The sequence below is a fragment of the Fibrisoma limi BUZ 3 genome (assembly GCF_000296815.2).
In the GTDB taxonomy this organism is placed as follows: domain Bacteria; phylum Bacteroidota; class Bacteroidia; order Cytophagales; family Spirosomataceae; genus Fibrisoma; species Fibrisoma limi.
This window is the reverse complement of sequence record NZ_CAIT01000009.1, coordinates 437,409-460,699: the sequence shown is the minus strand read 5'-3', so window position 1 is coordinate 460,699 and position 23,291 is coordinate 437,409. Positions and strand designations below refer to the sequence as shown.

The following is a 23,291-nucleotide window of genomic DNA, read 5'->3' as shown; positions in this document are numbered from 1 at the left end:
TATGAACGTATAGCGGATATAGTTAATGATTGTAACACAAACCGATAAGGGCTGGCGTATTATTCATCAGCAGGCGCATGGCCTTCTGGCTTTTCAACTGGCTTTACAGTGGCAGGTTGACAAGCGACCGATTCATTGGGTTGAAACCCTGGTGGCGCTGACTGAACACGACGACGGTCAAGATGCCTGGGAAGGAAAGAACCACCTGACATCTGCCGGTGCGCCGATGGATTTTCAGGTGCTGGAGTATTCGGTTGAGCAAGCGCGGAAGATGATCCAGATTGGGCTTGAAAAAAGTCGGTGGAATGCGTTAATGCTATCCATGCATACGTCCTTCCTGTACGAGTCTAAACGCGGTCAGGATAAAGATTTGGACACGTTTCTGGATCAGCAGCGTAATGATAATCAGCCAAAATGGCGAAGACAGTACGGCGCTACCAAAGAAGAAGCTGAATATGCTTATTCCTTTGTGCAGTGGTGCGATGCTTTGTCGTTAATCCTGTGTCAGGATCAGGTGCCGCCTGAGCAGCGACGGCTGGAAATCAGTATTGGGCCGGATAAGATTCCGTATTTCATTTTGCAGCGTAAGGACGGTACGTTAGGCGTTGAACCCTGGCCCTTTGAAGCGGCCACTTTTGACGTTCATGTGGAATCGTTTCAATTAGTGCAGTTGGCTTTTTCGTCGGACAATGAATTGTACAATGCCTTACAGGACGCATCTATTGAGGTATTGACGTGGCGATTCAGCAAATAACATGCATTGATAAAAAGAGATTGTGTTTAGAGACAAATGAAATGCCCTACACATGCTTATGTATAGGGCATTTCATTATGATGTTAGAAGAATCATGGCTTTCTTCGCTACAAGCCTTTGCGTGAATCGCTACATTATTGAACCTGTATCAATTGAACGCCTGACACCGGACGACCATCGGCAGTGACGCCCTGAATCACAATTCGCACCGTTCGCACTACGTCCGACAGCGGAAAACGTAGCTGGCTGCGCCCCTGACTGTCAGTTTGCATGAGCGGTTTCCAGTATAATACATCCCGGTGATCGACGGGGCCAGAAATAGCGCTGGTTGCTACTTCCGTATCATAGCGTGGTACATAAAACTCACGCTGAACCGAGGGGTAACCAATGAATTGAATCGGCGTCATACCCGATTTAGGTTTGGCGCTGCCCTGCATAGAACGTTTGCTTCTGGTGTAAAAAGCAATAACGCCATTACCTCCCCGAACCCCGTACATTCCTGCCGTACCCGCATTTTTCAGTAATTCAATACGTTCAATATCACTTGAGTTGAAGTACATCAATGCGGTTCCATCAGGATCCTGAATGGGTACACCATCCATCAGATACAATGGCTGCATACCACTTTTGAAACTACCCACCCCCCGAATAAAGACCTTATAGCTTCTTGCTTGTGTGGCCCCTTCCCGTGTAACCGTCACACCCGCCAATCGCCCCTGAATCATTTCGTATAGATTCGGGTAGGTTGGCGATTTCTCATTGAATACGAGAACAGCATCAGCCGCAGGCATTGGCCGCCAAACGGTTCGCCAAAAAGCTGCTTTTTAAATTGGCGTAGGTGCCGCTCCCACTGTTTGATATTGCCGCGTACGGTTACGGCATTCAGCGTTTGTTCATTGACTTTCAGCCCGAAATTGGCTTTTTGTGGAGACGTATTATTAAATCTGATTTTTTGGGTAGCAGGCTGATAGCCAACAAATGAAGCGGCTATTTCGACCGTGCCGAGTGGCACACCTGCCAATGTATAAAAGCCTTTTTCGTCGGTGATTGCACCCCGCGTTGATCCATTGACATAAACGTGAGCAAACGGCATGGGTTTTCCACTCGTAGCATCCGTTACGTAGCCAGTTAGTACGGCTGTTGTTTGTCCAAGAGCCGGCCGGGTCAATCCAAAAAGTAGAGCGACAGTTATCCAGCCAATGAAGAACGGGCAACGCATAGTGCTTAAGTTACTCTCTATTAAGAGTTTCGCAATGCAGTTATACCTATGCCTGTCCTATACCTTAGTTTGCTAACAAACAAGTTGTGGTTACCATGAAGGTGGCTTGTTATTTAACCTTTCAGGCTTTCTGGCTAAGGTAATCATGTAAGAGCAAACCCTTATTAATGGATGACGAAAGCCTGCTATTGTAATTAATTACTGTCAGATCGTCTATGTAGCCTTTTATCGGGGCTTAAGTGGATAAAACAACTCCTGGAGGTTTTTTGTGACGGCAAAATATCATGCCGATTAAACAAGTAGATTAAAACAAAAAAGCCTGCATCCAGAGGACGCAGGCTTTCCGATCCCACCATTCACTACACTACCAAGGCTAGGCGAGCCATCGAGGCATGTGCTGACTCGATGCTCTGTTTCTGGCGCAGCAGCAGTTCGCGCGTACTGGCAACCAGATCAGTTTCTTGCAGTACGGTATTGTAATCATCGAGGGCCTCCTGATCACCCCGACGACACTCTTCAACCGTAGCTTTATCATCATTGCTGGCAAACGTCGATTTGACGTTGATCCAGGCCCGGTGCAGGTCGGCGGCAAAGCTCGTTCCATTATCGGGGTCTCCACCTAGCGTCCGGATTTCGCGGGCTAATTCAGCCGCAAATTCGCTACGCTGCCGTGACTGAGCTAAAAACAGGCTTTTCAGTTCGGCGTCTTTCACATTGTCGGCTGCTTCCTGATAGCCTTTTTCGGCATCGTGGTTGCGGGTCAGCAGCTTATTCAGTTGATCGAGGATTTCACCCCGGGTTTCCTTAACGTTCATAACTTGTCTATCTTACTGTGTTCAAGGGTACTATTAACTGGTCGTTGAGTAAATCAGAAAGCGTACTTAAAATCTTACTTCTTGTTGGGATCATGGCCCCAGTTTTTCAGCGAATATGCCCAGTTGCTGCCCTCCGTTTCCTTAGGCTCCTGAGCCATATGCCGCTTGATATAACTTACAGTCCGATGCATCTGGTCGTAGTCATCCTCATCGTATTCACTCTTTTTCTTATCAAGAATTTCGATGATTTTCCGACCGGATTCGTGACCGGTTGATTCCTTTGCGCCGTCTTTCTTTTGACCGACAGCTTTCGACTCGTCTGTGTCAAGCCACTTTTTCAACTCCGACGCAGACATGTTGACAAGCTCTTTAAAGTCTTTTTCAACCTGCTGGTTTTCTTTTTCCTGCTTGTCGGTAGTCTCTTTCGTTGCGGTTGCCATAGCTGCTTCTGCGTTCAGTTACGTTATTTCTTCTTGACTTCACTTGCCGATTTTACAATCTGCTTGTCACCTTGTTTGATCACTAAGGCTGGTTCGTCTTCAGACCCTTTACGCTTGGTTTTAGAGCCCTGAGTTTTCTTCGTAACGTCATCTTTGTGAACTTCGGCAACGGTTCCGGATGCTTTACCTTTCCCGTACTTCCATTCTACCTCGTCGCCTTTCTTCACCGTTGCCATCGTTCTTCAGGTTTCGCCGTAGCTGATTATTCCTCCAGGGTGCCTTTCTTAGCGGCCCGCTGCATTTCTTTGTTCGCGTAGACCGCTATATCAACCCGACGGTTTTTCTGGCGTCCGGATTCCGTGCTGTTGTCGGCAATGGGTTGAGCTTCACCATACCCTTTTTCATCAAGTCGGGAGGCTTTCACACCCTGCTCACGTAGGTAACCGGCTACTGCATCGGCCCGTTGCCGCGATAACTTCAGGTTGTAATCGTCTGATCCGGTAGCGTCGGCATGACCTTCAACCAGAATGTCGGTGTCTTCGTACTTGGTCAGCGTCTGCGCAAACTCCGTGAGTTGCCGCTTTGTGTCGGGCTTGAGTTGATACGAGTCGACATCGAACAGGATGTCGGAGCCAAACGTAATCTTGATACCTTCGCCAACCCGCTCAACTTGGGCGTTTGGTAGGTCGCGCTTCATTTCTTCAGCTTGTTTGTCCATCCGGCGACCGATAACCGCCCCGGCTGCACCACCTACTGTTGCTCCTAAAATAGCGCCGACTGCTGTGTTGCCAGACCGCCGACCTACTACGCCACCTACTACTGCTCCTGCGCCCGCACCGATAGCGGCTCCGCGCTGTGTTTTATTGGTATTTCGCTTAATTGATTGACAACTTGTGAGGGCGTCGGTAGAAAGCAGGCTTACCGCCAGCACCACTGCCATTGTCTTCGTGTTGATGTTCTGTTTATTCATAGTGTGTGAACTCATGGTACTATCCTTCATTAGCCAAATGCTATACCAGAATAAGATCAGATTTTAAAATCGGGTAAAGTGCATGGCGAAAACCGCTGTTAGACAGTGTATTACTACGAAAAGCTCAGAAAAGTCGTGATTAACTGGCTCTCATAGGTAACCAATCTAGTAGAGTAAATCGTGAAGTGAGATGCCTAATCCTGTGGAGTGGCTTCCACATTTCCCACTTCCACACTTATAAGGAAGCCTACCTATTTGTATATATAAATTATAGGATTTTGCAGGCAAGGTTTAGGTTATATCTCTGTAAACTAGACAATTATGTAGAGATTAGTGCCTAATTAAGAGAAAGGATTTTGAAACGAAACAGCTATAAGCAACGTTTTATTGAAACAGTATGTAGCTCGCTGCTGGTCTTTAGCCGACTTATTTCATCCTTATGCTAACGTTAAAAGCTTTTCTTACCCTGGTGCTGGGCGTCATGATAATCCTCACGCCCATTAGTTGTAAAAATAGCACTGAATTGGCAACTCCGGTCGCTCCGGAACGTGTACTGGCCGATAGCAAGCTGATCGGAGAATTTCAGGCAAGTCAATTACGTGGGCGGTTTACGGGGGCTCTGGCACCGGTGCAGTTACTGGTGCGGTACGGTATCAAGGTGTACCGGATTGAGTACAATACAACCAATACGGACGGCAAACCGATAAAAGCCTCCGGGGCTCTTTTGGTTCCAAATACCGATGGAGCAATGCCATTGATCAGTGCCCAGCATGGTACTATTGCCAGCGATGCCGAGGCCCCATCCTACTACAACTCGGGGAGCGAAATCTACACCTTTGGAACCTTGTTTGCTGCGCAGGGCTACATCGTAGCCGCACCCGACTACATTGGCTACGGTGTTTCAAAAGATTTACCACATACGTATGAACACCGGGAGGGACTGGCAACGGCATCGCTTGATATGTTGCGGGCGTCACGCGAATTTCTGGCCGACCAGCAGATAAAATGGGATAGTCGGCTGTTTATTACCGGGTATTCTGAAGGCGGATACGCCAGCATGTCGCTCCAGAAAAAAATTGAGGAAGAAACCGGCGAGGAGTTTAATCTGGTGGCGTCGAGTCTGGGAGCGGGCGCGTATGATAAAACGGCTACCATGCGCTATCTGGTTAGTAACCGGACCACTACTAATTCGGATTATAACCGGCTGTACACCTGGGTTCTGCTAACCTACGACCGCATTTACGGGTTGAACCGACCGGCATCCTATTACTTCAAAGAACCCTACGCATCCCGGGTTGCCGAAAGCGGACGTAATGCCAACATTGGCGTGAGCCTGAATGATGCATTTACTGACGCATTCAAAAAGGCGGCTGCTGAAGAAACCGATCAGGCATTTGTCGAAGCCGTAGCGGATAACGATGTCTATGACTGGAAGCCCCGGACGCCAACCCGGTTGTATCACGGAACTGCTGATAATCTTGTCTTTTACTTTAACTCGCAAAATGCATACGATGCCATGCAGAAACGCGGGGCCACGAACGTGAAGCTATATCCGATCCGCAACGCAACCCACGCAACGGGTCTGATTGAGTTTATACTCGGTACGTATACATTCTTTACGAATCCATCCAATTTGTAAGGCAGCATGAGGGGCCAGTCGGTGACTGGCCTTTTTTGTGGCTAGTAGCTGACAAAGGCAAACGATTTACTATCGGGCGACCAACTCGGTACGTTGATGGTGCCCTGCCCGCCCCGGAACCGGGCTAACTCGCGTATCGGAGCGTTCTTCCCGGCGTTGAGATCGATCAGGCGGAGCATCACCTCTTTGTCGGCGGGGTGCGCTGAGCCCTGGTCCTGAACGTAGCTAATAAACACAATCCAGCGCCCATCGGGCGATACGTGTGGGAACCAGTTTGCGTAGGCGTCGCTGGTAAGCTGCTCGGGTTGAGCACCATCGGGCCGCATTCGCCAGAGTTGCATTCGGCCTGTCCGCATCGAGTTAAAATAGATGTATCGGCCATCAGGCGAATACTCCGGACCGTCGTCGAGACCGGGCGAGGTGGTTACGCGGGTTTCTGGACCGCCAGTAATAGGAATGGTATAAATGTCAAAATCGGTTTTTCCATCCGGTCCACTACGTTCGCCAACAAAGGCCAGTGTTTTGCCGTCGGGCGACACGCCATGCCAGTACGATGGCCCCGTGGGGGTAACGAGCTGGGGCGTCTGGACTGAGCCTGTGCCAACCGCCAGCGGTACGGTGTATATAAGTGATGGCGACCGGGTAGCTCCCTTTGTGTTATTGCTGATGATTAACGTCCTGCCGTCGGGTGTCAGGCCGTGGTCGTTGTTGCACTGTGCCAGCGGGCCAGTGTCCAGTTGTTCCTTACGGCCGTCGGCAAGGGTCACCTGGTACATTCGACCGCTCTGATTGATGAGTAGGTATTTCCCATCGCGGGTCCAGTTTGGGGCTTCAAACCGAGCGGTATCTATTCGGATGGTCCGACGTTTTCCCGTTGCCAGATCATAGGTTTCCAGATGACTCACAACGGATTGAGCCACAGAAGTACTAATTAGCAGGGTGCTGTAAAAAATTATCAATAAGGAAACCTTCATGAGTCGGTACGTAGCTGGTTATGCTGCCTGTACCAAAGAAGGCCAACTGCTAAAACTACCGGATTTCAACCACGGTGTAGGCTGCCTGATTGGGTTGGCGCGTTTGCTTGCCCACGGTGGTACGGACCCGGTCATCGTCATGAACGACCAGCAAGCGGTTCGGCGCAAGCAGGGTCAGGTCTTCGGCTTTATGGCCAAAATGCAGCGGTTGACCCATCTCGTCGCGCATTAATGTGAACGGTTTGTTGGCAAACAGGTCGGCCTGTGTGATGGTCCACAAGTAAGCATCAACCTGACCATTGGCTTCGAGGGAGGTTAGGAGCCAGAACCGCTCGCGTATGGGATCATATTCAAGGCTCGATAAGGCAAGCGGGCCAGGCAGGGACGGCTCGGCGGCAGCGGGGTTGAAGTCAGTAATTAGCTTCCAGTCGTTCTGAAGCCGTATCCGTCGGTCGTTGCCAGCGCCTTCCAGGGCATACGAAACGCTGATCACTTTGACCCGGTGCTTAAAATTGTCGAATGCCTTGCCTTCTTCCCGTATCCCAAACAGCAAGTGCTTGTCCGTTGCGGCCAGTCCTTCGATCTTAAAATAGGGCATAGCGCCCGGAAACTCTTCGTTGGCCAGTACTTGCGAAATAGGCTGCCGGTATGCTATTGAGGTCCGGGCCGTATCGGAAGGCGCCAGCACACGGGGCTGATGTTCATTGCCTTTAGGCCAGTACAACACCGTATTGTAGCCGTCCCATTCAGTACTCCCCGTTTTGATCCGATCAAAGGCCGTTGTCAGAAGTACCAACTGCTGGTTGGGTGTCTGGGCAAAATCTTCATATTTCCGGGCGGCTATGAACGCTTCTTCCGTCAGATACGTGGGCGCTTGTGTCGAATCGGATAAGGCTGTCAGGGGTTTGCCGAAAACCGGACTTAAGCCAGCCGGTACGTCTTTGTCGTTGGCGAGTAAGGCTTGCTGGCCGTTCATCAGCACTGCCGACACCTCGCACCAGACAAGCTGCCCGTTCAGCGACGTACCGCTGGGGAAGCACGTAAGGAACCCTTCGTCAACAATTCGGGCTGAGGTGGGAGCTTTAGCCGAAACCGACGGTCTGGACGTACGGCAACTGACAATGATCAGGCAGGGAAGAAAAAACAGGAACGCTAATCGGCGGTTCATGGCGTCAGGTAGAAAGATGCCGCAAACTAGGTATTTTGGCGAAAAACAAAACCAACACCGTGTACATTCTCAATACGGATGGCTGGGTGATCGGCAAATCGCTTACGCAGGCGCGAAATGAATACGTCCAGGCTGCGGCCCATAAAATAATCGTCGTCGCCCCAGATGGCCCTTAGCAGTTCTTCCCGGCGAATCAGCGCGTTGGGGCGTTCCAGCAAATAAGCCAGTACATCCGCTTCGCGGTGAGTCAGCAGTTGTGCTTGATCGTTAATCGTCAGCATCAGGTTCTGATAGTCGAACGCTATCCCCGCTAAACGATTTCTGTCGGTGAGAACAGACTTCGAGCGGCTTCGGCGCAGGAAAACATCTATTTTCAACAATAATTCTTCAATGCTGAACGGCTTGGTCAGGTAATCGTCGGCACCAAGCCGCAACCCCTGAATCCGGTCGTCTTTGTCAGACAAGGCGCTCAGGAAAAGAATGGGCACCTGGGCGTCAACGGCCCGAATTTGGCGCGCCAGGGTAAAACCGTCGCATTGGGGCAGCATTACATCCAGGAGACATACGTCGAATTTGCCGGGTTTGAACGTATGCCAGGCTTGGGTGCCGGTTGTACAGTGCGTTACGGCAAACTGGGCCATTTCGAGGTTGTCGCGCGTGACGAAACCGAGATTGACGTCGTCTTCAACGAATAGAATGTGGGCCTTAGGCGGGTTCATAGTGCGAAACTGCAGACAAGGGGCAGCGAATAGAAAACGTACTGCCACCTCCCAATTGACTGACCAACTGAAGACGCCAGCGGTGCGCACGGGCCACCTGTTGGACATAGTACAGCCCCAGGCCAAAGCCGGTGCCCTTATGGATACGCCCCGACGTAACCCGATAAAATTGCCGGAAGACTGACTTCTGATGCTCGGGAGCAATGCCGATACCATTATCTACTACCGACCAGACCACCTGTCCAGCCTCGAGCTGAGTACGTAGCGTTACCTGCGGGGTTGTATCGCAATATTTGATGGCGTTATCGACCAGGTTGTTAATAAAGTTTTCCAGATGGTATCGATCGGCCAGAATCGTTGCAGAAGGCGCTTGCAGGTCAAGCTGTACGTAAGGCCGGAAGGTGTCGGCGGTAGTTTGCAAAAGGTCGTGGAGATCGACTTCGGCCAGGTGCAGCGAAAAGCCAATCCGTTCGGTACGGGCGAGCTGAAGCACACTGTTGACTTGCTTCTGCAACCGAGTGCTTTCTTCCTGGATAACCCGGGCGTATTGCCGAAGTCGGTCGGGGTGATGGGTAATGGCGTCCGACTGGAGAACATCAGCGGCTATGCGCAGGGTCGAAACAGGGGTCTGCAACTCATGCGTAATGTTGTTGATGAAGTCGCGTTGTACTTCGGTTAATCGCCGTTGCCGCAACACGACAGTCAGGGTGTAGCCAAAGAAGATAACGACAATCAGCACGGCGGCTGTTGACCAGAGCCAGCCGTTTAACTGACCGGCTACGAAACCAGCCTGATTCGGGAAACGAATCCCGAAGTAATACGTATAGCGCGAAAATTTAGGCAGGTTACGGTTCCGAGTAGTCGCCGGCTGTCCGTTAGCACTCGTGCTAACGTAGGCCCCGTACAGCATCCGATCTGACTCGCAGTTATAAATTCCGTACTCAAAGTCCGTGATGAGTTTGTGGCCCTGGAGGGAGTTCTGAATCAGCGATTCCAGCGTGACGGGATCAATTGGCGCATCCGTATTGACGATGAAGTAATCCGGCGATAGTTGAGTGACTGCGTACCGGTTCAGCGTAAACTGATTCAGGCGGGCAACCTCGTCTGCTACGTCCTGCAAGGCAATAAAGGCCGACTGTCGGAACTGGCGTTCGCGAAGGGCATAGGCATTACGTACCCACACCGCCTGTACGCACAGAATGCCGATAATCGACAGTACCGATAAGGCAACCAGCAAGCGGATCAAACGACGCGACATACTACGTTGTAAGTTAAACCGTATTCGGGCGGAAAGTTTTCGATGGAAAAATACGGATTAAATACGTAGCTGCTCAATTCCTTTTTCGTGAAGTGGCATCCATTAACAACTCATTAACAAACGTTAGCAAGCCCTTAACAAGCGGAGAAAAGGACGTAGGCTAGGTTTGTGACGTACTCGGTTGAGTGCGGTGTCAAAACTTTCAAAACTATTAGTCTGTATGAAACGCATTCTGTTTTTCGGTTCATTATTGCTGATGTGCGCCGTAGCGGCATCAACCTCAGCACACCGGGCGGCTGCCCTTTTTGGGTGGGGCCAGACAAGCCATAACTTCGGCCGTATTCCGCAGGGTAAGCCTGTAACAGCCACGTTTGAATTCACAAACAAGGGCGAAATTCCGCTCGTGATTTCCAACGCGAGAGGGTCTTGTGGCTGCACGGGCGTCGAGTATCCCAAAGCGGCCGTTATGCCTGGACAGGCGGGCACGATCAAAGCCACTTTCAATGCCGCTTCGCCGGGGGCGTTTAACAAAACCGTTACGGTCGAGTCCAACGCGGAAGGCGGGGTAGCAACGCTTTACATCAAAGGCGAGGTGATGCGCTGAAAACGATCGTTCAGCCGCCGGTACGCATGAACGTCGGCCGGCGGCTGAAGAGAGCAGTTTAGATAGTTTCGAGCTGCGTTGCCAGACGGAGCCGGAACAACGTCCCTTTTCCGGGCTGAGTTTCAATGTCCAGATTTGCCCCGAGCAGCTCGCAAAGCCGTTTGACAACGTACAGTCCAATGCCCTCGCCAACGGATTTGTCTGAATTGGCATTTGGTGGAGAAACGGCTCCTGTTTTGTCGACTTTCGTCAGTTGGGGAGGGGGCTGCAAAACGCTGGCCGATTCGACGGTTGGTTTCAGGGGTTCCGAGATAGAGGAAGCCAGGTTGGCGGGTAAGCCCGGACCTGTATCCTGAATGCTGATAATCCAGTAGTGATTATCAATGACAGACCAGGAAACTGACACAAAACCTACAAATGTATATTTGACCGCGTTCAGAAGCAGATTCTGGATGATCCGTTGTACCAGAATCCGGTCATTCCTCACGACCAGATCATCAGGGCCATCTGCCTGTAGAACAAGGCCCCGTTCCTGAGCTAACGGCTCAATGCTCAGCACCGTATTCCGGAGCAGTTCGCTTGCGTTGAACGTATCGATATGAACCGTCTCCTGACCTGCTTCCAGTCGGGCCAGATCGGTTAGCTGGCTTAGCATATCACTGATCGATAGTAAGTTGCGTTGGAGCATATTCAGGCGATTGGCCTGTTCTTCATCAGTGGCATTTGGTTTGGAAAGCAGCGAAGCCGCCCCCTGAATAATTCCGAGTCCTCCGCGCAGGTCGTGCGTAGCCGATCGCAGAAGCGTACTCCGCTGCCGCGTTAATTCCTGAACCTGAGTCAATGTGAGTTGTAAGGCTTCCGCCCGGCCAATGGCCTGTTCGCGCAGAAGTTCGGTATAGCGTGTTACGCTCCCACTGGTCAGCAGGCTGCTGAAGTGAACGATTGATTCATAGGCTTTGTATAGAAGAGCGGTGTTGGCCGTTGGGTAATGTTGTGCATAGTTCGTTACCTCGGTGGCCAGGCATTGAAAGAAATGGCTTAGTTCGGAGAGTAGCGCATGGAGTGGATAGCCCTTATGCCAGCGATGTAGTCCATGCTCTCTGGCAATGTCAATCAGGTTGTAGCTCAATGGCTGCCCCCGCAGTTGCTGATCAAACAGGTCGAGCACGACGGGAATCTGGTCGTTGAATTCTTCCCGCGAAAGGTTGGCTACATGGTAGATCGTCGGGTCTGCTTCGCAGGTGGACCGCCAGATGTTGAGTACCGCTTCACGACGGGCGAATAAATAAGTAGGCAAGTCAAGTAGTGGCTGGCCGGACTTGTCGGGCTCGGTGGGCATGGTGCTGGTTATCGAGTTAGCGCGGCTGTGAACGGCCACTTTTCCTGACCGATAAAACACTAAATAACCAACTGTGTTTATTTTGAAAAGATTGTTAAGTTAAATTCGCTTTCCGAGAATGGCTTGATGGCTTTCATTACCCCGTTCTCGACACTGACCGCGCAATGTCATGCATGATCATTATTCCGGAAGATCGACCGTTAAACAAAATTTTTATAAGGCCAGTATTCTCGTCGTTGAAGATAATCCGGATCACTGGATGTTGATTCAGGAAGCTCTTGGCGAATGTCTGCCTGAAGTACAGACTGTATGGGTGTCAACGGCGAAGGAAGCGGAAACGTATCTGGCCGATTGCCTGGCCGATCAGGCCAATCTACCTAAGCTGATGCTGCTGGATCTTTATCTTCCGGATGCAGGGCCTTCGTGGACGCTGATTCAAAAAATCAAGCGACCCAACTCGCCCTACATCCGGATGCCGATTGTGGTGTTCAGCTATTCAAACTCACAGGAAGACATTAACGAATTGTACCGGTTCGGTGGAACGTCCTATATCGTTAAGCCCTCAACGTTTGACCAATGGCTGGCGTATTTCCAGTCTATGCGGCAATACTGGTGGGAGACCGTAACGCTGCCTGGTCAGAACGGTTAATTATCGCCAATTTCGTATTTCATCTCGCCCCGGTCTTTTTCAACGGCGGTACGTCCTTCTTTCATCCACACCGGCACTGGACCGTCTTTGAGGTAATGATCGAAGAACTGGTACATCCGGATGCTCAGGTCTTTGGCGTTGTGGCGCTGGGTCAGGTTGTGGCCCTCGCCGTTGTACACCAGCATCCAGACCGGCTTGTTCAACCGGCGCAAGGCCGTGAACATCTCAATGCCCTGATACCAGGGTACGGCCCCGTCGGCGTCGTTGTGCATCATCAGCAAAGGCGTCTGCACCCGATTGGCAAAGAACAGCGGGGAGTTTTCGATGTAGTTCATTGGCTTGTCCCAGAGTGTTCCGCCGATACGGCTCTGCGTTTTCTCGTACTGAAACTGCCGGACAATACCGGTTTCCCAGCGAATACCGCCGTACGCACTCGTCATGTTGGCAACGGGAGCACCGGCCATCGCAGCCCGGAACATATTCGTGCGTGTAACGATGTAGGCTGTCTGATAGCCACCCCAGCTCTGCCCCTGAAGACCAATGCGCTCACGGTCAACAAAGCCGCGGTTGATCAGACTCAGTACACCCGGCACAATGCAGTCGTAGGCGTTCGGGCCCGGCTGGCCGGTCGTGTAGATAATATCCGGCACGAACACAAGGTAGCCGTTGGAGATACAGTAGGGAATGTTGATCGTTGAGCGGCTCGGTGCCGGAGCGCGGTAGTCGTTCAGGGTTTCCGTATTGCGCTCGTAGTAGTACACCAGCATTGGGTACTTTTTGGCCGGGTCGAATCCTTCCGGTTTGTAGAGCAGCCCTTCTAGTTGAACGCCGTTGGTACCAATCCATTTCACCAGTTCGACGCTGCCCCAGCGGATGCTGTCCTGCTGCGGATTAGCGCGAGTCAGTTGCACCGGCGCCTGAAACGTCGTATCGGTTACGTACAGGTTAATCGGCTCCTGAAAGTTACCCCGGTAGTACGTTATCGTTGACGCATTTTTGGCTTTGTTCAACCCAAAATACCGGTGGTTGCTGCTGGCAACGGTGCTAAGCGCGATGTCTCCTTTAGCGGGAGCTGTGCCCTTGAGAATACCGGTGTGCTTGTCGTCTTCCCAGAATCCGGTCAGGTACAACTCCTTGCTCGGGTCAATTGATTGTTCTTCACTGAAGCCCTGTGTACGGGATTCGCGTGATTCGTCAAGGTCAGCCACCCGCAGCCGAACCCGGTTTTTGCGGCCCCAGCCTTTGGTCAGGTTGACCGGCTTCTGCTGGCCAGTGGGGTCGATCTGCCAGATGTCGTAGCGGTCGTAGAGCCAGACGTAGCGGTCATCTTTGGTCCAGCCGGCGGTTCCGTAGCTACCCGGCAGATTGGGCGTGTCGTGCTCTTCGTCAAAAAACTTAGCCGGCAGGCCGCGGGTAAGATCAAGCCGTTTGCCGGCCGGCACCGACCAGGCCCGCCAGAGCGAGTCGCGTTCGTCGAACCAGATGGCATATTGCCCCAACGGCGACAGCTTTATGTTAGAAGCCATCAGGTCGTTGGCAATTTTCTTTTTCTCGCCGGTCTGCGTGTCGATCAAATACAGATCCGTGTGGCCGGGGTCCCAGGAAGCCTGTACCTGATAAGGCAGGTCGCTAAGGCCGAGCAGGTACCGCGCATTTGCTTTAGGATCGAATGTAACGGTTGGTACTTCGCGGTTCGCCAGCAACGTTACTTTTCCGTAGGTCGGGCTACCCGGAGCAAGGTCGCATACCGTGAGGAATCCGCGTTCTTTTTCTTCCTTGAGTCGCCGTTGCTGCATGGGTTGCAGGCGGTTATCAGTCCAGCTCCACACGTCCATTTTAACTTTTTCGTCGTCGGGCGTCAGCGTATCTTTTCGGGCGCGGGGCGGAATAGGGGCCGTTGAAAAATAGAGACGGGTACCGTCATCGCTGAATTTAGGCTCCCGGAATTCATTGGCCGACCAGCCTTTGGGTAGGGCTTTCGATACCGTATCGGCCAGAACTCTCGTTTCGCTGCTAACCGGCCGGGTACGTTTGCCCTTGGCGGCTACGGGTGCCTGCAGCGGCTTGTAGTAGAGCGAGAAGACGCGTACGTCGGCCCCGGTCGAATCGGCGGAGGCCATCCACGCCAGTTGCTGCCCCGCTTTGTCGACAACGAGCCCTTTGTACTGCTTCATGCGCGAGTTGGTATCAACCAGCACTTCGGCTTGTTTATCCGTATCGAACCGATAAACGCCCGGCACTACGGCGGCTGATTTCCGCAGCGAATCCGACACTTCCTTGCTGTAGAAGATCGTGCGGCCGTTGTCAGAAATGACTACGTTCGATACGTTGCGAAACGATTTACGGGTACCATCGGCCAAATTGAGGAGTATCAGGTCGTCGCCTTTTAATTTTTTGCCTTTTCGCGCCGACGATGCGGTGGCTGCTGTTGTAGAGGCCGGTTGAGTAGGTGTCAGCGTGTCTTTTTTAGGGGTTGCTCTGGCTTCTGTGAGTAGCTTCGGTACGTTGGCATCCTGCAGAATGGCCAGCCAGGTACCACCTTCTTTCCCAAACGTAAAGGATTTTAGATTCGGGAGTTTGGTGGCCGCACCCGTAGCCAGATTCAGTACCAAGAGGCTGTCTTTTGGCATCTCGTCAGCCTTCTTCTTTTTGAGCTTTGCCTTGCGCGTATCAGCCAGTGGTGCTTTCAGTTTTGCCACCAGAAACTTGCTGTCGGGTGTGAACTGCGCCTGATACCCCCGTTGGAACGAATACGAAGGACGAGCCGGGCCACCAGCCGACTGAGTTTTGCCAGCGCGGCTAACGTGGAGCATGCCGTCGCCCTCCTGCGGGTCAATCTGATAGGCGATCCATTGACCATCGTCCGAAATTTTTTCGGAACGAACACTTTGCCAGCGGTCATAGTCCGCATGAACAAGTGGGCGTTTGGACGTTTGGGCAAACAGTAGATGTGTTGCAAAAATGCAAAAGATTGTAAAAAATGTACGACAAGCCATATTTTATACTGAGGAAAAGCGAATGTACAAAATTATCACGTTATTCCTGTATTAATTCGGCTAATCCGACACCAGAATCAGCAGCTCCGTAGTACACCCAGATCGCGTCAGAACGCTTGCTGTTGGCAGGGGCCTGGACCCAGCCGTTTGAAAAGACGACATTAGGAAAAAAGCCTTTGCGCTCCCAGGGAAGTTCCGGGGTGAGGAGGGGAGTCGTCGAGCGGTCAATCACCCTGGCTGGATTGTCGCGGTCGAGGAGGGCCAGCGCTAACGAATATTCGGTGTTTCGGCTGGTGCCGTGGTACAGAACGAGCCAGCCATCGTCGGTCAGTATGGGCTCCGGCCCGGCTCCAATTTTTTGAAATTCCCAGTCAGCCCCCGATGCGCCGAACAGGAACTGGTGATTCCCCCAATGAATGCCATCGACCGATTCGGCCAGCCAGATGGATGGTTTACCGATCTCCGACACCATCGGTCGGTGCAGGAGCATGTATTTGTCGTTGATACGGTCCGGAAAAAGCGCTACGTCCTTGTTCGGTGGCGCTAAGATCATGCCGACCCGGTCTATGGTTTGAAAATCGGTTGTAACGGCCAGGCCAACACCAGGGCCATGTTCCGACACCGATGTGTAAGTGATCCAGTACTTACCTTCCAGAAACGTAATCCGGGCATCTTCGATACCAAACGATTCATCCATTCGGGTTGGGAACATGAATGGCTTCTCGTCGATCTCAAAATGGATACCATCACGGCTACGAGCCAGCCGAAGGTGACTGATCGACGACAGGTATACTTTCCCGTCGAGCGTAATGACACGCGGATCGTAATCGTCAGTTGGCTCACGAAACGTTTTAACGACCAATTGCGGAATGCCGTCGGTTTCTTCAATGATGGGGATGGACAACCAGCCTTTTTCGGAAATAGGGGCTTCGGCAACGCGTAGCAAAAGAATAATCTCATCGCCAACCCGGCAGGCCGCCGGATTGAAGGCTCCCAGTACGGAGAAGCCTTCAATAGAGGGTTTAACGTCGCTGGTTTGTAGGATAGGTTGATCAGAGAGTCGCCGTAATGAATAATTTTTCATGCGAATTAGTTTGCGTAACGAGTTTCGGACAGTAGGTCAATACCGGAACTGTACACGGTAAACCGACAACTGTCGATTCCGTCCGGGCCACTTAATCGATTATTTTTTCAACGGCTCAAACCTTCCACGGTACGTTGGGTTAAGTGTTGTAATTTTCTAGACGAACCATCAAATATTTATCAGTTATGTTGCACCCAGCGAATCCAAACCAAGACGTGGATGTACTTGACGACGTACGGATGTTAACACCTGACCAGGAAGGGGCCGACTATGATGATACGGGCTCCGGCGCTACCAGCGGCTACGGCGAAGATGATTTAGACGACATTGACGAAGACGATCTGGACGACGATCTCGATGATGACGATCTTGATGAAGACCTCGACGATGACGTTGACGATGATCTGGACGACGATGGTACGACACTCCGTTCGTTCTATTAATCAATTCAATCCCTTACAAGATGACGCCAGCCGAAACAACACAAGAACAGGAAAAGTCCTACTCATCGAAAGGTGACAATGGGGGGACTGCACCCGATAGCGAAACACAGTCGTCGGCCGCCAGTGCTCAGGGCGATCGGACTACCGAGGAAGGCTCACGGGCAACGGAAAACCCTGCCGAAGGAGCAGACTTTGACAACCAGTAAGCAAGGGTTGTATAGCCAGCAGGCCCGCACTATCCAGGGATAGTGCGGGCCTGCTGGCGTTATTATCGTCCTGATTTCCCTCTCCGAAACGGAGAAGGGTGTTAAAGGCTCATTACTTTTTTGTTACAGATGTCAGCACATTCAGAAGTGTCTGGCATTTCATTTCGGTTTCCTGCCACTCCCGCTCAGGAACTGAATCTTCGGTCAGACCGGCACCGGCGTATAGAGTAGCTACGTTACCTTCCAGTTTCAGGCAGCGAATGTGAACAAACAGGTGGCTTTCAGGGCCGCCATGTTCGTTGGCTACGTTGACTGGTCCCAGAAAACCGCTGTACAGTTCCCGGTCATGAGGTTCGTGGGTACGGATAAATTCATAAGCCGCATCGCGGGGCATACCACAAACCGCCGAAGTCGGATGGAGCAGCCGGAGCATTACGGTGCCCAATTGCGGATATCGAACGGCCTGCGTATCTACGCTAAACCGCGTACCTAAGTGCATGAGGTTGCCGGCTATGATCGTTTTGGGACCTTCTTCCAGGTATTCGCGCAGACGAATCTTCTTAAAGCATTCAATGATGTAACGGCTGACAAGTGCCTGTTCTTCAATCTCTTTCTGTGACCACATCGCTTCAGAGGGGCGTTTGGGCTGCCCCGCTGCATCAAAAGCCGATTGAGTTCCGGCCAGCGATAGAGTTCGGAATATACCTTTATCATCAACGCTGACCAGGCGCTCGGGCGTAGCACTGATCCATACTTGCCCCCGTTCGGGTAAAAAAACTGCCGATACAAAGGCTGTTGGGTAGGTCAGACACAATTTGTCGAAAATGGCAACAACATCTGGTGTCTCGTCAAATTCAACCCGCTTCGTTCTCGACAGCACAACCTTTCGAAAGCGCTCCTGCTGCATCTCGGCAACAGCTTCTGCTACATTCTGTTCATACAGGCTTTGCGCGTCGCCATCAGCCATCGTCTTTGTGGCTATCGAGTTGAATTTCGATGTAGGCGGGTTATTGAGCTGTTGAGAGACCAATCGCTGCAATGCTTCGGCCTGGTGCCCGGATGCATAGTTCAGCTGGGTTATCGTGCCTTCCGAAAACACTACGTGTACATCGGCCCGGAGAAAGAGCGTTCGGGCCGGATTATCGGGACCATTGTCGAGGTTGTCGAACGGACTAACGGCGAATCCGGCAGGGAGTTCTTCAAGATCGGCCGAAACCCGCGGCAGCACATCGGTCAGGTGGATGATCAGGTGCTTCTCCTGCTGATTCGGCAGCCGCCACAAAGCAGCCGGGCAGCCCAGTTGACGAGCCGATTCCCAGAAATGAGTCGCCGTGGGTTCAGCGACGGTATGCGGAGCGGTTACGGTTATCGTTGATAAGTCTGATTGCATAGCCAACGACCGGCCGGTAAAGGTCGGCTATGAGGATAACAGTTTGTACAGAAATTTTGTGCGAAAGATAGGGGGGAAATCCGAATGAAGATACTGGTAGGAGGGTTCAGCTACTCATCAGCTCCGAGTCTCTGCTGCCTACGACCGTAAGCAGCAGAGTCGGAACTGAGGTTGGGTGCTGGATAGAATTAGTCAGGTGAGGGCATAAACAGACATACGTCTGTGTGGTTGGGGGGCCAGCCCAGCCAGTACGATTCGTAACTGACTGGGCTAACTTTCCCAGTAATGAGGATGGGTTGAACGTTGGTGTGGATGCGCATCAAACGTACCAGGATTGTATGAAATGGCCTTTCAGTTTTGGGACAACTGCTTTCGTTTTTGGGACACGAGGCAAAAAAAAGTGCGTTTCATCGACTATTTCGTAACTGCAATCAGGTTACTGGTATACTACTTGCCTAAAAATTCGCTGGGGGTGCGTTGATAGACCTGTTTGAAGACAGTCGTGAAGTACGCCGGATTGTCGAAGCCAACCCGATAAGCTGTATCCGAAACACTGTGTCCGGCCCGTAAAAAATCGGTAGCCCGGCGCAAACGGTAATTCCGGATTATGTCGTTCGCCGACAAGTTGGTGAGCGCGGTCAGCTTACGGTGTAGCGTTCGGCGGCTCATACTGCTCATTAGCGCCAGGTTCTCGACGGTTAGCTGGGAGTCGTCCAGCCGGGCTTCGATGTGTTGATAGATTTCTTTCAAAAACGAATCCTCAACCTGATCGACTTTCAGCGGGGCTTCAACCGACGTGAGCTGTTGCTGATAACGTTCCTGAAGTTTCCGTTGCCGGTCGAAGAGGTTCCGCAGCCGGAGCCGAAGTTCATCCACGTTAAACGGTTTCGTCAAGTAATCGTCGGCGCCTTGTTCCAGCCCGTCAAGCCGACTCTGCTGCGAAGCCCGGGCTGTGAGCATTATAACCGCTATGTGATTGGTGGCCGGATCAGCTTTTAACTGTCGAGTTAACGCCAGTCCGTCCATTTCAGGCATCATCTGATCCGTAATGATTACATCCGGTAGATCCTGCTGGGCGATTTCCCAGCCTGCCAAACCATTAGGGGCCGTCAGCACGCGGTAGTCACGGCTTACTTCATTGGCGATAAACTCGCGTAAATCGTCACTGTCCTCGACGACCAGAATCAGCGGGGCTGTTTCGTCGGCTCCGCCGGACGGAGTCGTCAACGGGGATTGGGTAGCCATCGGCTTGATGAAGTCGCTGGCGGGTTTTGCCGACGCTACTTCAACAGCCTCCGCTGTAGGCTGACGAATGGGTAGCGTTAGCGTAAAGGTTGTGCCCCGGTTGGGAGCCGTAGGAGAATCCTGACTGGTCATCTGAATGCTGCCACCCAGCAGGTCGACCAGTTCTTTTACCAGCGATAAACCAATACCCGTGCCTTCGTACGAGCGTGTCCGGGAGTCGTCGACCTGATAAAAGCGATCAAAGATACGGGGCTGAGCGCTGGCTGGAATACCAATGCCCGTATCTGATACACGTATGCCTACCTGGTTGGTGGCCGATTCCCAAATGTCAACCTGAATCGAACCGGAATCGGACGTGAACTTAAACGCGTTCGACAGTAAATTGTACAGGATTTTTTCCCATTTATCAGCGTCGAAGAATACTTCATGCTGGTTAGGGTAGCGGTTGTTGAACGTCAGTGTGATACCTTTCTGCTCCACCGCCGGCCGGAACGACTCGACCAGTTGCTCAACGAAACCCGCTACGTCGCCCCGGGCTTCGTCTCGGTCCATCCGACCAGCTTCCAGCTTGGACAGATCCAGCAACTGGTTGATCAGTCGCAGCAGTTTCTGGGCATTCCGTTCAACGACTTTCAACTGCTTTCGTACCGGTTCGGGGACACTGGTATTCTGGGCCAGTTGTTCAACCGGACTGACGATCAAGGAAAGCGGTGTGCGGAGTTCGTGTGTGATGTTGGAGAAAAAACGGGTTTTAAGCTCGTCGATCTGCTTCAATTGCTCCGATTCCCGCCGTTGCAGTTCCATTTCCTGCCGCTCTTTCAGCCGGTTGGTGTAGGCCCGAGCCAGCCCGAAGACGCCCCCCACCAGCAGAAGGGCATACAAGCCGTACGCCCACCAACTGAACCACCAGGGCGGATGGATAGTGAGGTGCAGCGACGTACCTTCCTGGTTCCAGATGCCGTCGCTGTTCGCGGCTTTGACCCGAAACGTATAGTCGCCGGGAGGCAGGTCAGTATAGCTGGCAAAACGTCGATTGCCGCTTTTTACCCAATTTTCATCGACGCCCTCCAACTGGAAAGTGTACTGGTTGCGTTCCGGCATGCCATACGTCAGGGCGACAAACTCAAAGGAAAGAAAGTTTTCGTCGTGACTCAGGTTAATGTGCTGGCTGGTGATCGGGACAGTTTTGTCCAATACCCTGAAACCTGTGATGTGTACCGGAAACGGCTGGGTATTATCCCGAATATCGGCCGGATTGAAATAAACCAGTCCATTCAAACTGCCGAAATACAATACATTACCTTTCCGGAAGGCGGCACCCGATAAAAAATCATTGCTGGGTAATCCGTCGTTGACATCGTAATTTCGGATCACGTTTGTCCGTGGATCAAATCGGCAAAGCCCCCGGTTTGTACTGAGCCATAATCGTCCTGCATTATCGCCGACGATACCAGCGACGTTGTTGCTGGGTAGTCCATCCTGGGTTGTGAACTGGCTGAACGTACTGGTTTTCGGATCAAACCGGTTTAGACCACCCTGGTTCGTACCCAGCCAGATGACCTGATCCGCGTCTTCGTAAAAAGTCAGCACTACGTTATCGTTCAACTGGCCAGGTCGGCGGCTGGCCAGATAATGCTGGTAATGGCCGGATTGCGGATTGAGTCGACTAACGCCCTTTCCGTTGATGGAGATCCAGACATCGCCAGAGCGGCTGGCCAGTACGCCATACACGTATTTGTCGAGTAGCCGAACGTCGCCAGGTTTGTATTTAAAGTAAGTAAAACGCTCGGTGCGAGGATCGAATGAGGCCAGTCCGCCTTCACCGCCAAACCAGATCAGCCCCGTCGGACTGCGGCTAATGAACTGAGCCGGTATTTCTGAGCGGTAGGGCGTAAATTGACCAGATGCATGGCTGTACCGATAGAGGGCGTCCCACGTACCCAGCCAGATGCCTGACGCGCTGTCGGGCAGTAATGAGCAAACATAGTTGGTATACGTGCCCCGTGAGCCAAGCTGGCCGGGATCGATAGCGGTAAGCCGATTCTGCCGGAGATCGAGCCGATGAACTTTATTCAGGTTTGAAAACCAGATAGTTTCCTGGCCGTCCTGCAGCAACGTATTAATCCGGTTCTCAAGCATGTGCACCTCGCCTGAGTTTGGGGTAACCTGAAAAGCGTTGAACCGCTTGGTGACGGCCGGTTGCCAGTCAATACCGTTGTCGGTGCCGACCCACAACGTACCACTACGATCCAGAAAAACGGCCTGGGCGTTGTTACTGCTGATGCAGCCATCGTTCTCCAGATTGGCCCGGCACGTAGTTACCTGATCAGTTTCAGGATTGATCCGTTGCAGGCCGCTATTGGTACCTACCCAAATATTGCCATTATTGTCCTGCCGGATTCCGTTCAGAAAAATGTACCGGTTGATCTTGCCCTCCGGATTATAGGGGGTCAGCCGGAGTGAAGGGTCGCGCAGATCAATCCTGAACAAACCATCGCCAACTGTTCCTACCCATAGTCTATCGTTCTGATCCTGGTGAAATGCCACATAAAAGGGTTGATAGTCAGTAGGGCGATTCAGCGGGATAAGCGAATAGCGCGCTGATTTCCGGTCGAACAGATACAGTCCTTTCAGCGAACCGACCCAGAGCCGGTGCTGCCGATCTTCAAATACCGACCGGAGCGGAAGGTCATTTTTAGGAGAAGGGTACAGGCTGAAATGGTGAGTAGCGGAGTTATAGCAGGCCAAACCTCCGTAGGTACTGATCCACAAAAGCCCTTCGTGATCCAGGCAGGCCGACCACTGCGCGTTCCACCAACTGGCATGATTGGCTACGTTGATCGGGTGGGGAATGACCTGTCCTGTTTCTTTGATAAGCTCGTGCAGGCCACCATTCATGGTAACCGCCCAGATGTGACCGTTGCGGCCCTCGCAGAGACTCATCACCTGATTTCCCTGAAAGCTATGCGTTGGCTGAGCCGGATTAGGCTGAAAAACGGTGAAAGAATGCCCGTCGTATTTGGCTAACCCGTCATTTGTACCGAACCAGAGAAACCCCTCGCGGTCCTGAAGAATACAATTGACAGAATTATGCGACAGCCCATTTTTTGAGGATAAATGGCTGAACGATTCACGGACAGGTTGAGCAAAAGCAATCGTAACGGATACAACAAGAAAAACGAATGCATTATAAAATCGGTAAAAAAACGTCATACAGTCATTGCTTGAACGCAGGCACCTGCGGCCGTGGCAAGGAACGTAATTGTCTGTGGCGCCGAATAAGTTCACACCCAGCCTAATCTCCTCTGTTAACTTACCCGGTAGGTGCCATTACCTAACAAATATAACTTATTCGTTGCAATGGAAAAATCTCATGAAC

At 51.9% G+C, this 23,291-nt stretch carries 21 protein-coding genes; 6 read left to right on the top strand and 15 right to left on the bottom strand.

Annotated features, from left to right (window positions below; translation table 11 throughout):
* Window positions 1-25 precede the first annotated feature (25 nt).
* Window positions 26-754: a DUF3891 family protein gene (locus BN8_RS21455; protein WP_009284039.1), complete on the top strand. Its 729-nt coding sequence runs from the start codon at window positions 26-28 to the stop codon at window positions 752-754.
* A gap of 134 nt (window positions 755-888) precedes the next feature.
* Here BN8_RS21455 and BN8_RS33670 read toward each other — a convergent pair whose 3' ends face one another.
* From BN8_RS33670 to BN8_RS21425, 6 genes are all read right to left on the bottom strand, one after another.
* Complete coding sequence (locus tag BN8_RS33670) at window positions 889-1,479, bottom strand: TonB-dependent receptor plug domain-containing protein (RefSeq protein WP_040006419.1); 591 nt, start codon at window positions 1,477-1,479, stop codon at window positions 889-891.
* Window positions 1,476-1,973 carry a carboxypeptidase-like regulatory domain-containing protein gene (locus tag BN8_RS33665; protein WP_009284037.1) on the bottom strand — a complete coding sequence of 166 codons (498 nt, stop codon included), beginning with the start codon at window positions 1,971-1,973 and terminating at the stop codon, window positions 1,476-1,478. Before BN8_RS33665 ends, BN8_RS33670 begins: the two co-directional genes overlap by 4 nt.
* Window positions 1,974-2,332: 359 nt before the next feature.
* A complete protein-coding gene (locus tag BN8_RS21440; protein WP_009284036.1) occupies window positions 2,333-2,788 on the bottom strand; it encodes a ferritin-like domain-containing protein in 456 nt (151 codons plus the stop codon).
* Between the two features lie 74 nt (window positions 2,789-2,862).
* Window positions 2,863-3,228: a DUF3140 domain-containing protein gene (locus tag BN8_RS21435; protein ID WP_009284035.1), complete on the bottom strand. Its 366-nt coding sequence runs from the start codon at window positions 3,226-3,228 to the stop codon at window positions 2,863-2,865.
* A 23-nt stretch (window positions 3,229-3,251) separates the two neighbouring features.
* Complete coding sequence (locus BN8_RS21430) at window positions 3,252-3,464, bottom strand: hypervirulence associated TUDOR domain-containing protein (RefSeq protein ID WP_009284034.1); 213 nt, start codon at window positions 3,462-3,464, stop codon at window positions 3,252-3,254.
* Window positions 3,465-3,490: 26 nt separating this feature from the next.
* Complete coding sequence (locus BN8_RS21425; RefSeq protein WP_040006417.1) at window positions 3,491-4,198, bottom strand: YiaD family glycine zipper/OmpA-like lipoprotein; 708 nt, start codon at window positions 4,196-4,198, stop codon at window positions 3,491-3,493.
* A 439-nt stretch (window positions 4,199-4,637) separates the two neighbouring features.
* Here BN8_RS21425 and BN8_RS21420 point away from each other — a divergent pair, with 439 nt between their 5' ends.
* A complete protein-coding gene (locus tag BN8_RS21420; protein WP_040006416.1) occupies window positions 4,638-5,837 on the top strand; it encodes a lipase family protein in 1,200 nt (399 codons plus the stop codon).
* Window positions 5,838-5,878: 41 nt separating this feature from the next.
* Here BN8_RS21420 and BN8_RS21415 read toward each other — a convergent pair whose 3' ends face one another.
* From BN8_RS21415 to BN8_RS21400, 4 genes are all read right to left on the bottom strand, one after another.
* Entirely contained in the window at window positions 5,879-6,757 is an 879-nt protein-coding gene (locus BN8_RS21415; protein ID WP_229368235.1) for a TolB family protein, read from the bottom strand.
* Window positions 6,758-6,866: 109 nt separating this feature from the next.
* Window positions 6,867-7,979: a hypothetical protein gene (locus BN8_RS21410; protein WP_009284029.1), complete on the bottom strand. Its 1,113-nt coding sequence runs from the start codon at window positions 7,977-7,979 to the stop codon at window positions 6,867-6,869.
* Window positions 7,980-8,005: 26 nt separating this feature from the next.
* On the bottom strand, window positions 8,006-8,698 hold the full coding sequence (locus BN8_RS32185; protein ID WP_040006414.1) for a response regulator transcription factor: 693 nt from the start codon (window positions 8,696-8,698) through the stop codon (window positions 8,006-8,008).
* Window positions 8,685-9,956 carry a sensor histidine kinase gene (locus BN8_RS21400; protein WP_009284027.1) on the bottom strand — a complete coding sequence of 424 codons (1,272 nt, stop codon included), beginning with the start codon at window positions 9,954-9,956 and terminating at the stop codon, window positions 8,685-8,687. The genes BN8_RS32185 and BN8_RS21400 overlap by 14 nt, the downstream gene beginning before the upstream one ends.
* A 220-nt stretch (window positions 9,957-10,176) precedes the next feature.
* Here BN8_RS21400 and BN8_RS21395 point away from each other — a divergent pair, with 220 nt between their 5' ends.
* Window positions 10,177-10,560 (top strand): DUF1573 domain-containing protein, encoded by a 384-nt coding sequence (locus tag BN8_RS21395; protein ID WP_009284025.1) that lies wholly within the window; start codon window positions 10,177-10,179, stop codon window positions 10,558-10,560.
* A gap of 58 nt (window positions 10,561-10,618) precedes the next feature.
* Here BN8_RS21395 and BN8_RS21390 read toward each other — a convergent pair whose 3' ends face one another.
* The gene (locus BN8_RS21390; protein WP_009284024.1) at window positions 10,619-11,899 is read right to left on the bottom strand and encodes a sensor histidine kinase; all 1,281 of its coding nucleotides are present in this window, start codon (window positions 11,897-11,899) and stop codon (window positions 10,619-10,621) included.
* A gap of 169 nt (window positions 11,900-12,068) precedes the next feature.
* Here BN8_RS21390 and BN8_RS21385 point away from each other — a divergent pair, with 169 nt between their 5' ends.
* Window positions 12,069-12,548, top strand: a complete 480-nt coding sequence (locus BN8_RS21385) for a response regulator (RefSeq protein ID WP_009284023.1) — start codon at window positions 12,069-12,071, stop codon at window positions 12,546-12,548.
* Here BN8_RS21385 and BN8_RS21380 read toward each other — a convergent pair.
* Together BN8_RS21380 and BN8_RS21375 are read right to left on the bottom strand one after the other, a co-directional pair.
* The gene (locus tag BN8_RS21380; protein ID WP_009284022.1) at window positions 12,545-15,544 is read right to left on the bottom strand and encodes a S9 family peptidase; all 3,000 of its coding nucleotides are present in this window, start codon (window positions 15,542-15,544) and stop codon (window positions 12,545-12,547) included. The two genes, BN8_RS21385 and BN8_RS21380, sit on opposite strands and share 4 nt — an antisense overlap.
* 40 nt (window positions 15,545-15,584) lie before the next feature.
* Window positions 15,585-16,628, bottom strand: a complete 1,044-nt coding sequence (locus tag BN8_RS21375; RefSeq protein WP_009284021.1) for a glycoside hydrolase family 130 protein — start codon at window positions 16,626-16,628, stop codon at window positions 15,585-15,587.
* A gap of 215 nt (window positions 16,629-16,843) precedes the next feature.
* Between BN8_RS21375 and BN8_RS21370 the strand changes: the two genes are divergently transcribed.
* Both BN8_RS21370 and BN8_RS21365 read left to right on the top strand, forming a co-directional pair.
* A complete protein-coding gene (locus BN8_RS21370) occupies window positions 16,844-17,071 on the top strand; it encodes an adhesin (protein ID WP_144051790.1) in 228 nt (75 codons plus the stop codon).
* A gap of 20 nt (window positions 17,072-17,091) precedes the next feature.
* Window positions 17,092-17,277 carry a hypothetical protein gene (locus tag BN8_RS21365; protein WP_009284019.1) on the top strand — a complete coding sequence of 62 codons (186 nt, stop codon included), beginning with the start codon at window positions 17,092-17,094 and terminating at the stop codon, window positions 17,275-17,277.
* 112 nt (window positions 17,278-17,389) lie between these two features.
* Here the strand turns inward: BN8_RS21365 and BN8_RS21360 are convergent, their stop codons facing one another.
* Window positions 17,390-18,667 (bottom strand): isochorismate synthase, encoded by a 1,278-nt coding sequence (locus BN8_RS21360; RefSeq protein ID WP_009284018.1) that lies wholly within the window; start codon window positions 18,665-18,667, stop codon window positions 17,390-17,392.
* Window positions 18,668-19,114: 447 nt separating this feature from the next.
* Window positions 19,115-23,125, bottom strand: a complete 4,011-nt coding sequence (locus tag BN8_RS21355) for a hybrid sensor histidine kinase/response regulator transcription factor (protein WP_009284017.1) — start codon at window positions 23,123-23,125, stop codon at window positions 19,115-19,117.
* Window positions 23,126-23,291: the final 166 nt, after the last annotated feature.

Bases quoted from the DNA above. Each gene is read 5' to 3' on its own strand.
- BN8_RS21360 (WP_009284018.1), bottom strand. From the start codon at position 18,667: ATGCAATCAGACTTATCAACGATAACCGTAACCGCTCCGCATACCGTC.
- BN8_RS21400 (WP_009284027.1), bottom strand. From the start codon at position 9,956: ATGTCGCGTCGTTTGATCCGCTTGCTGGTTGCCTTATCGGTACTGTCG.
- BN8_RS33670 (WP_040006419.1), bottom strand. From the start codon at position 1,479: ATGATTCAGGGGCGATTGGCGGGTGTGACGGTTACACGGGAAGGGGCC.
- BN8_RS21455 (WP_009284039.1), top strand. From the start codon at position 26: ATGATTGTAACACAAACCGATAAGGGCTGGCGTATTATTCATCAGCAG.
- BN8_RS21395 (WP_009284025.1), top strand. From the start codon at position 10,177: ATGAAACGCATTCTGTTTTTCGGTTCATTATTGCTGATGTGCGCCGTA.
- BN8_RS21410 (WP_009284029.1), bottom strand. From the start codon at position 7,979: ATGAACCGCCGATTAGCGTTCCTGTTTTTTCTTCCCTGCCTGATCATT.
- BN8_RS21420 (WP_040006416.1), top strand. From the start codon at position 4,638: ATGCTAACGTTAAAAGCTTTTCTTACCCTGGTGCTGGGCGTCATGATA.
- BN8_RS21355 (WP_009284017.1), bottom strand. From the start codon at position 23,125: ATGACGTTTTTTTACCGATTTTATAATGCATTCGTTTTTCTTGTTGTA.
- BN8_RS21430 (WP_009284034.1), bottom strand. From the start codon at position 3,464: ATGGCAACGGTGAAGAAAGGCGACGAGGTAGAATGGAAGTACGGGAAA.
- BN8_RS21440 (WP_009284036.1), bottom strand. From the start codon at position 2,788: ATGAACGTTAAGGAAACCCGGGGTGAAATCCTCGATCAACTGAATAAG.
- BN8_RS21435 (WP_009284035.1), bottom strand. From the start codon at position 3,228: ATGGCAACCGCAACGAAAGAGACTACCGACAAGCAGGAAAAAGAAAAC.
- BN8_RS21425 (WP_040006417.1), bottom strand. From the start codon at position 4,198: ATGAATAAACAGAACATCAACACGAAGACAATGGCAGTGGTGCTGGCG.
- BN8_RS32185 (WP_040006414.1), bottom strand. From the start codon at position 8,698: ATGAACCCGCCTAAGGCCCACATTCTATTCGTTGAAGACGACGTCAAT.
- BN8_RS21375 (WP_009284021.1), bottom strand. From the start codon at position 16,628: ATGAAAAATTATTCATTACGGCGACTCTCTGATCAACCTATCCTACAA.
- BN8_RS21380 (WP_009284022.1), bottom strand. From the start codon at position 15,544: ATGGCTTGTCGTACATTTTTTACAATCTTTTGCATTTTTGCAACACAT.
- BN8_RS21385 (WP_009284023.1), top strand. From the start codon at position 12,069: ATGCATGATCATTATTCCGGAAGATCGACCGTTAAACAAAATTTTTAT.
- BN8_RS21390 (WP_009284024.1), bottom strand. From the start codon at position 11,899: ATGCCCACCGAGCCCGACAAGTCCGGCCAGCCACTACTTGACTTGCCT.
- BN8_RS33665 (WP_009284037.1), bottom strand. From the start codon at position 1,973: ATGCGTTGCCCGTTCTTCATTGGCTGGATAACTGTCGCTCTACTTTTT.
- BN8_RS21365 (WP_009284019.1), top strand. From the start codon at position 17,092: ATGACGCCAGCCGAAACAACACAAGAACAGGAAAAGTCCTACTCATCG.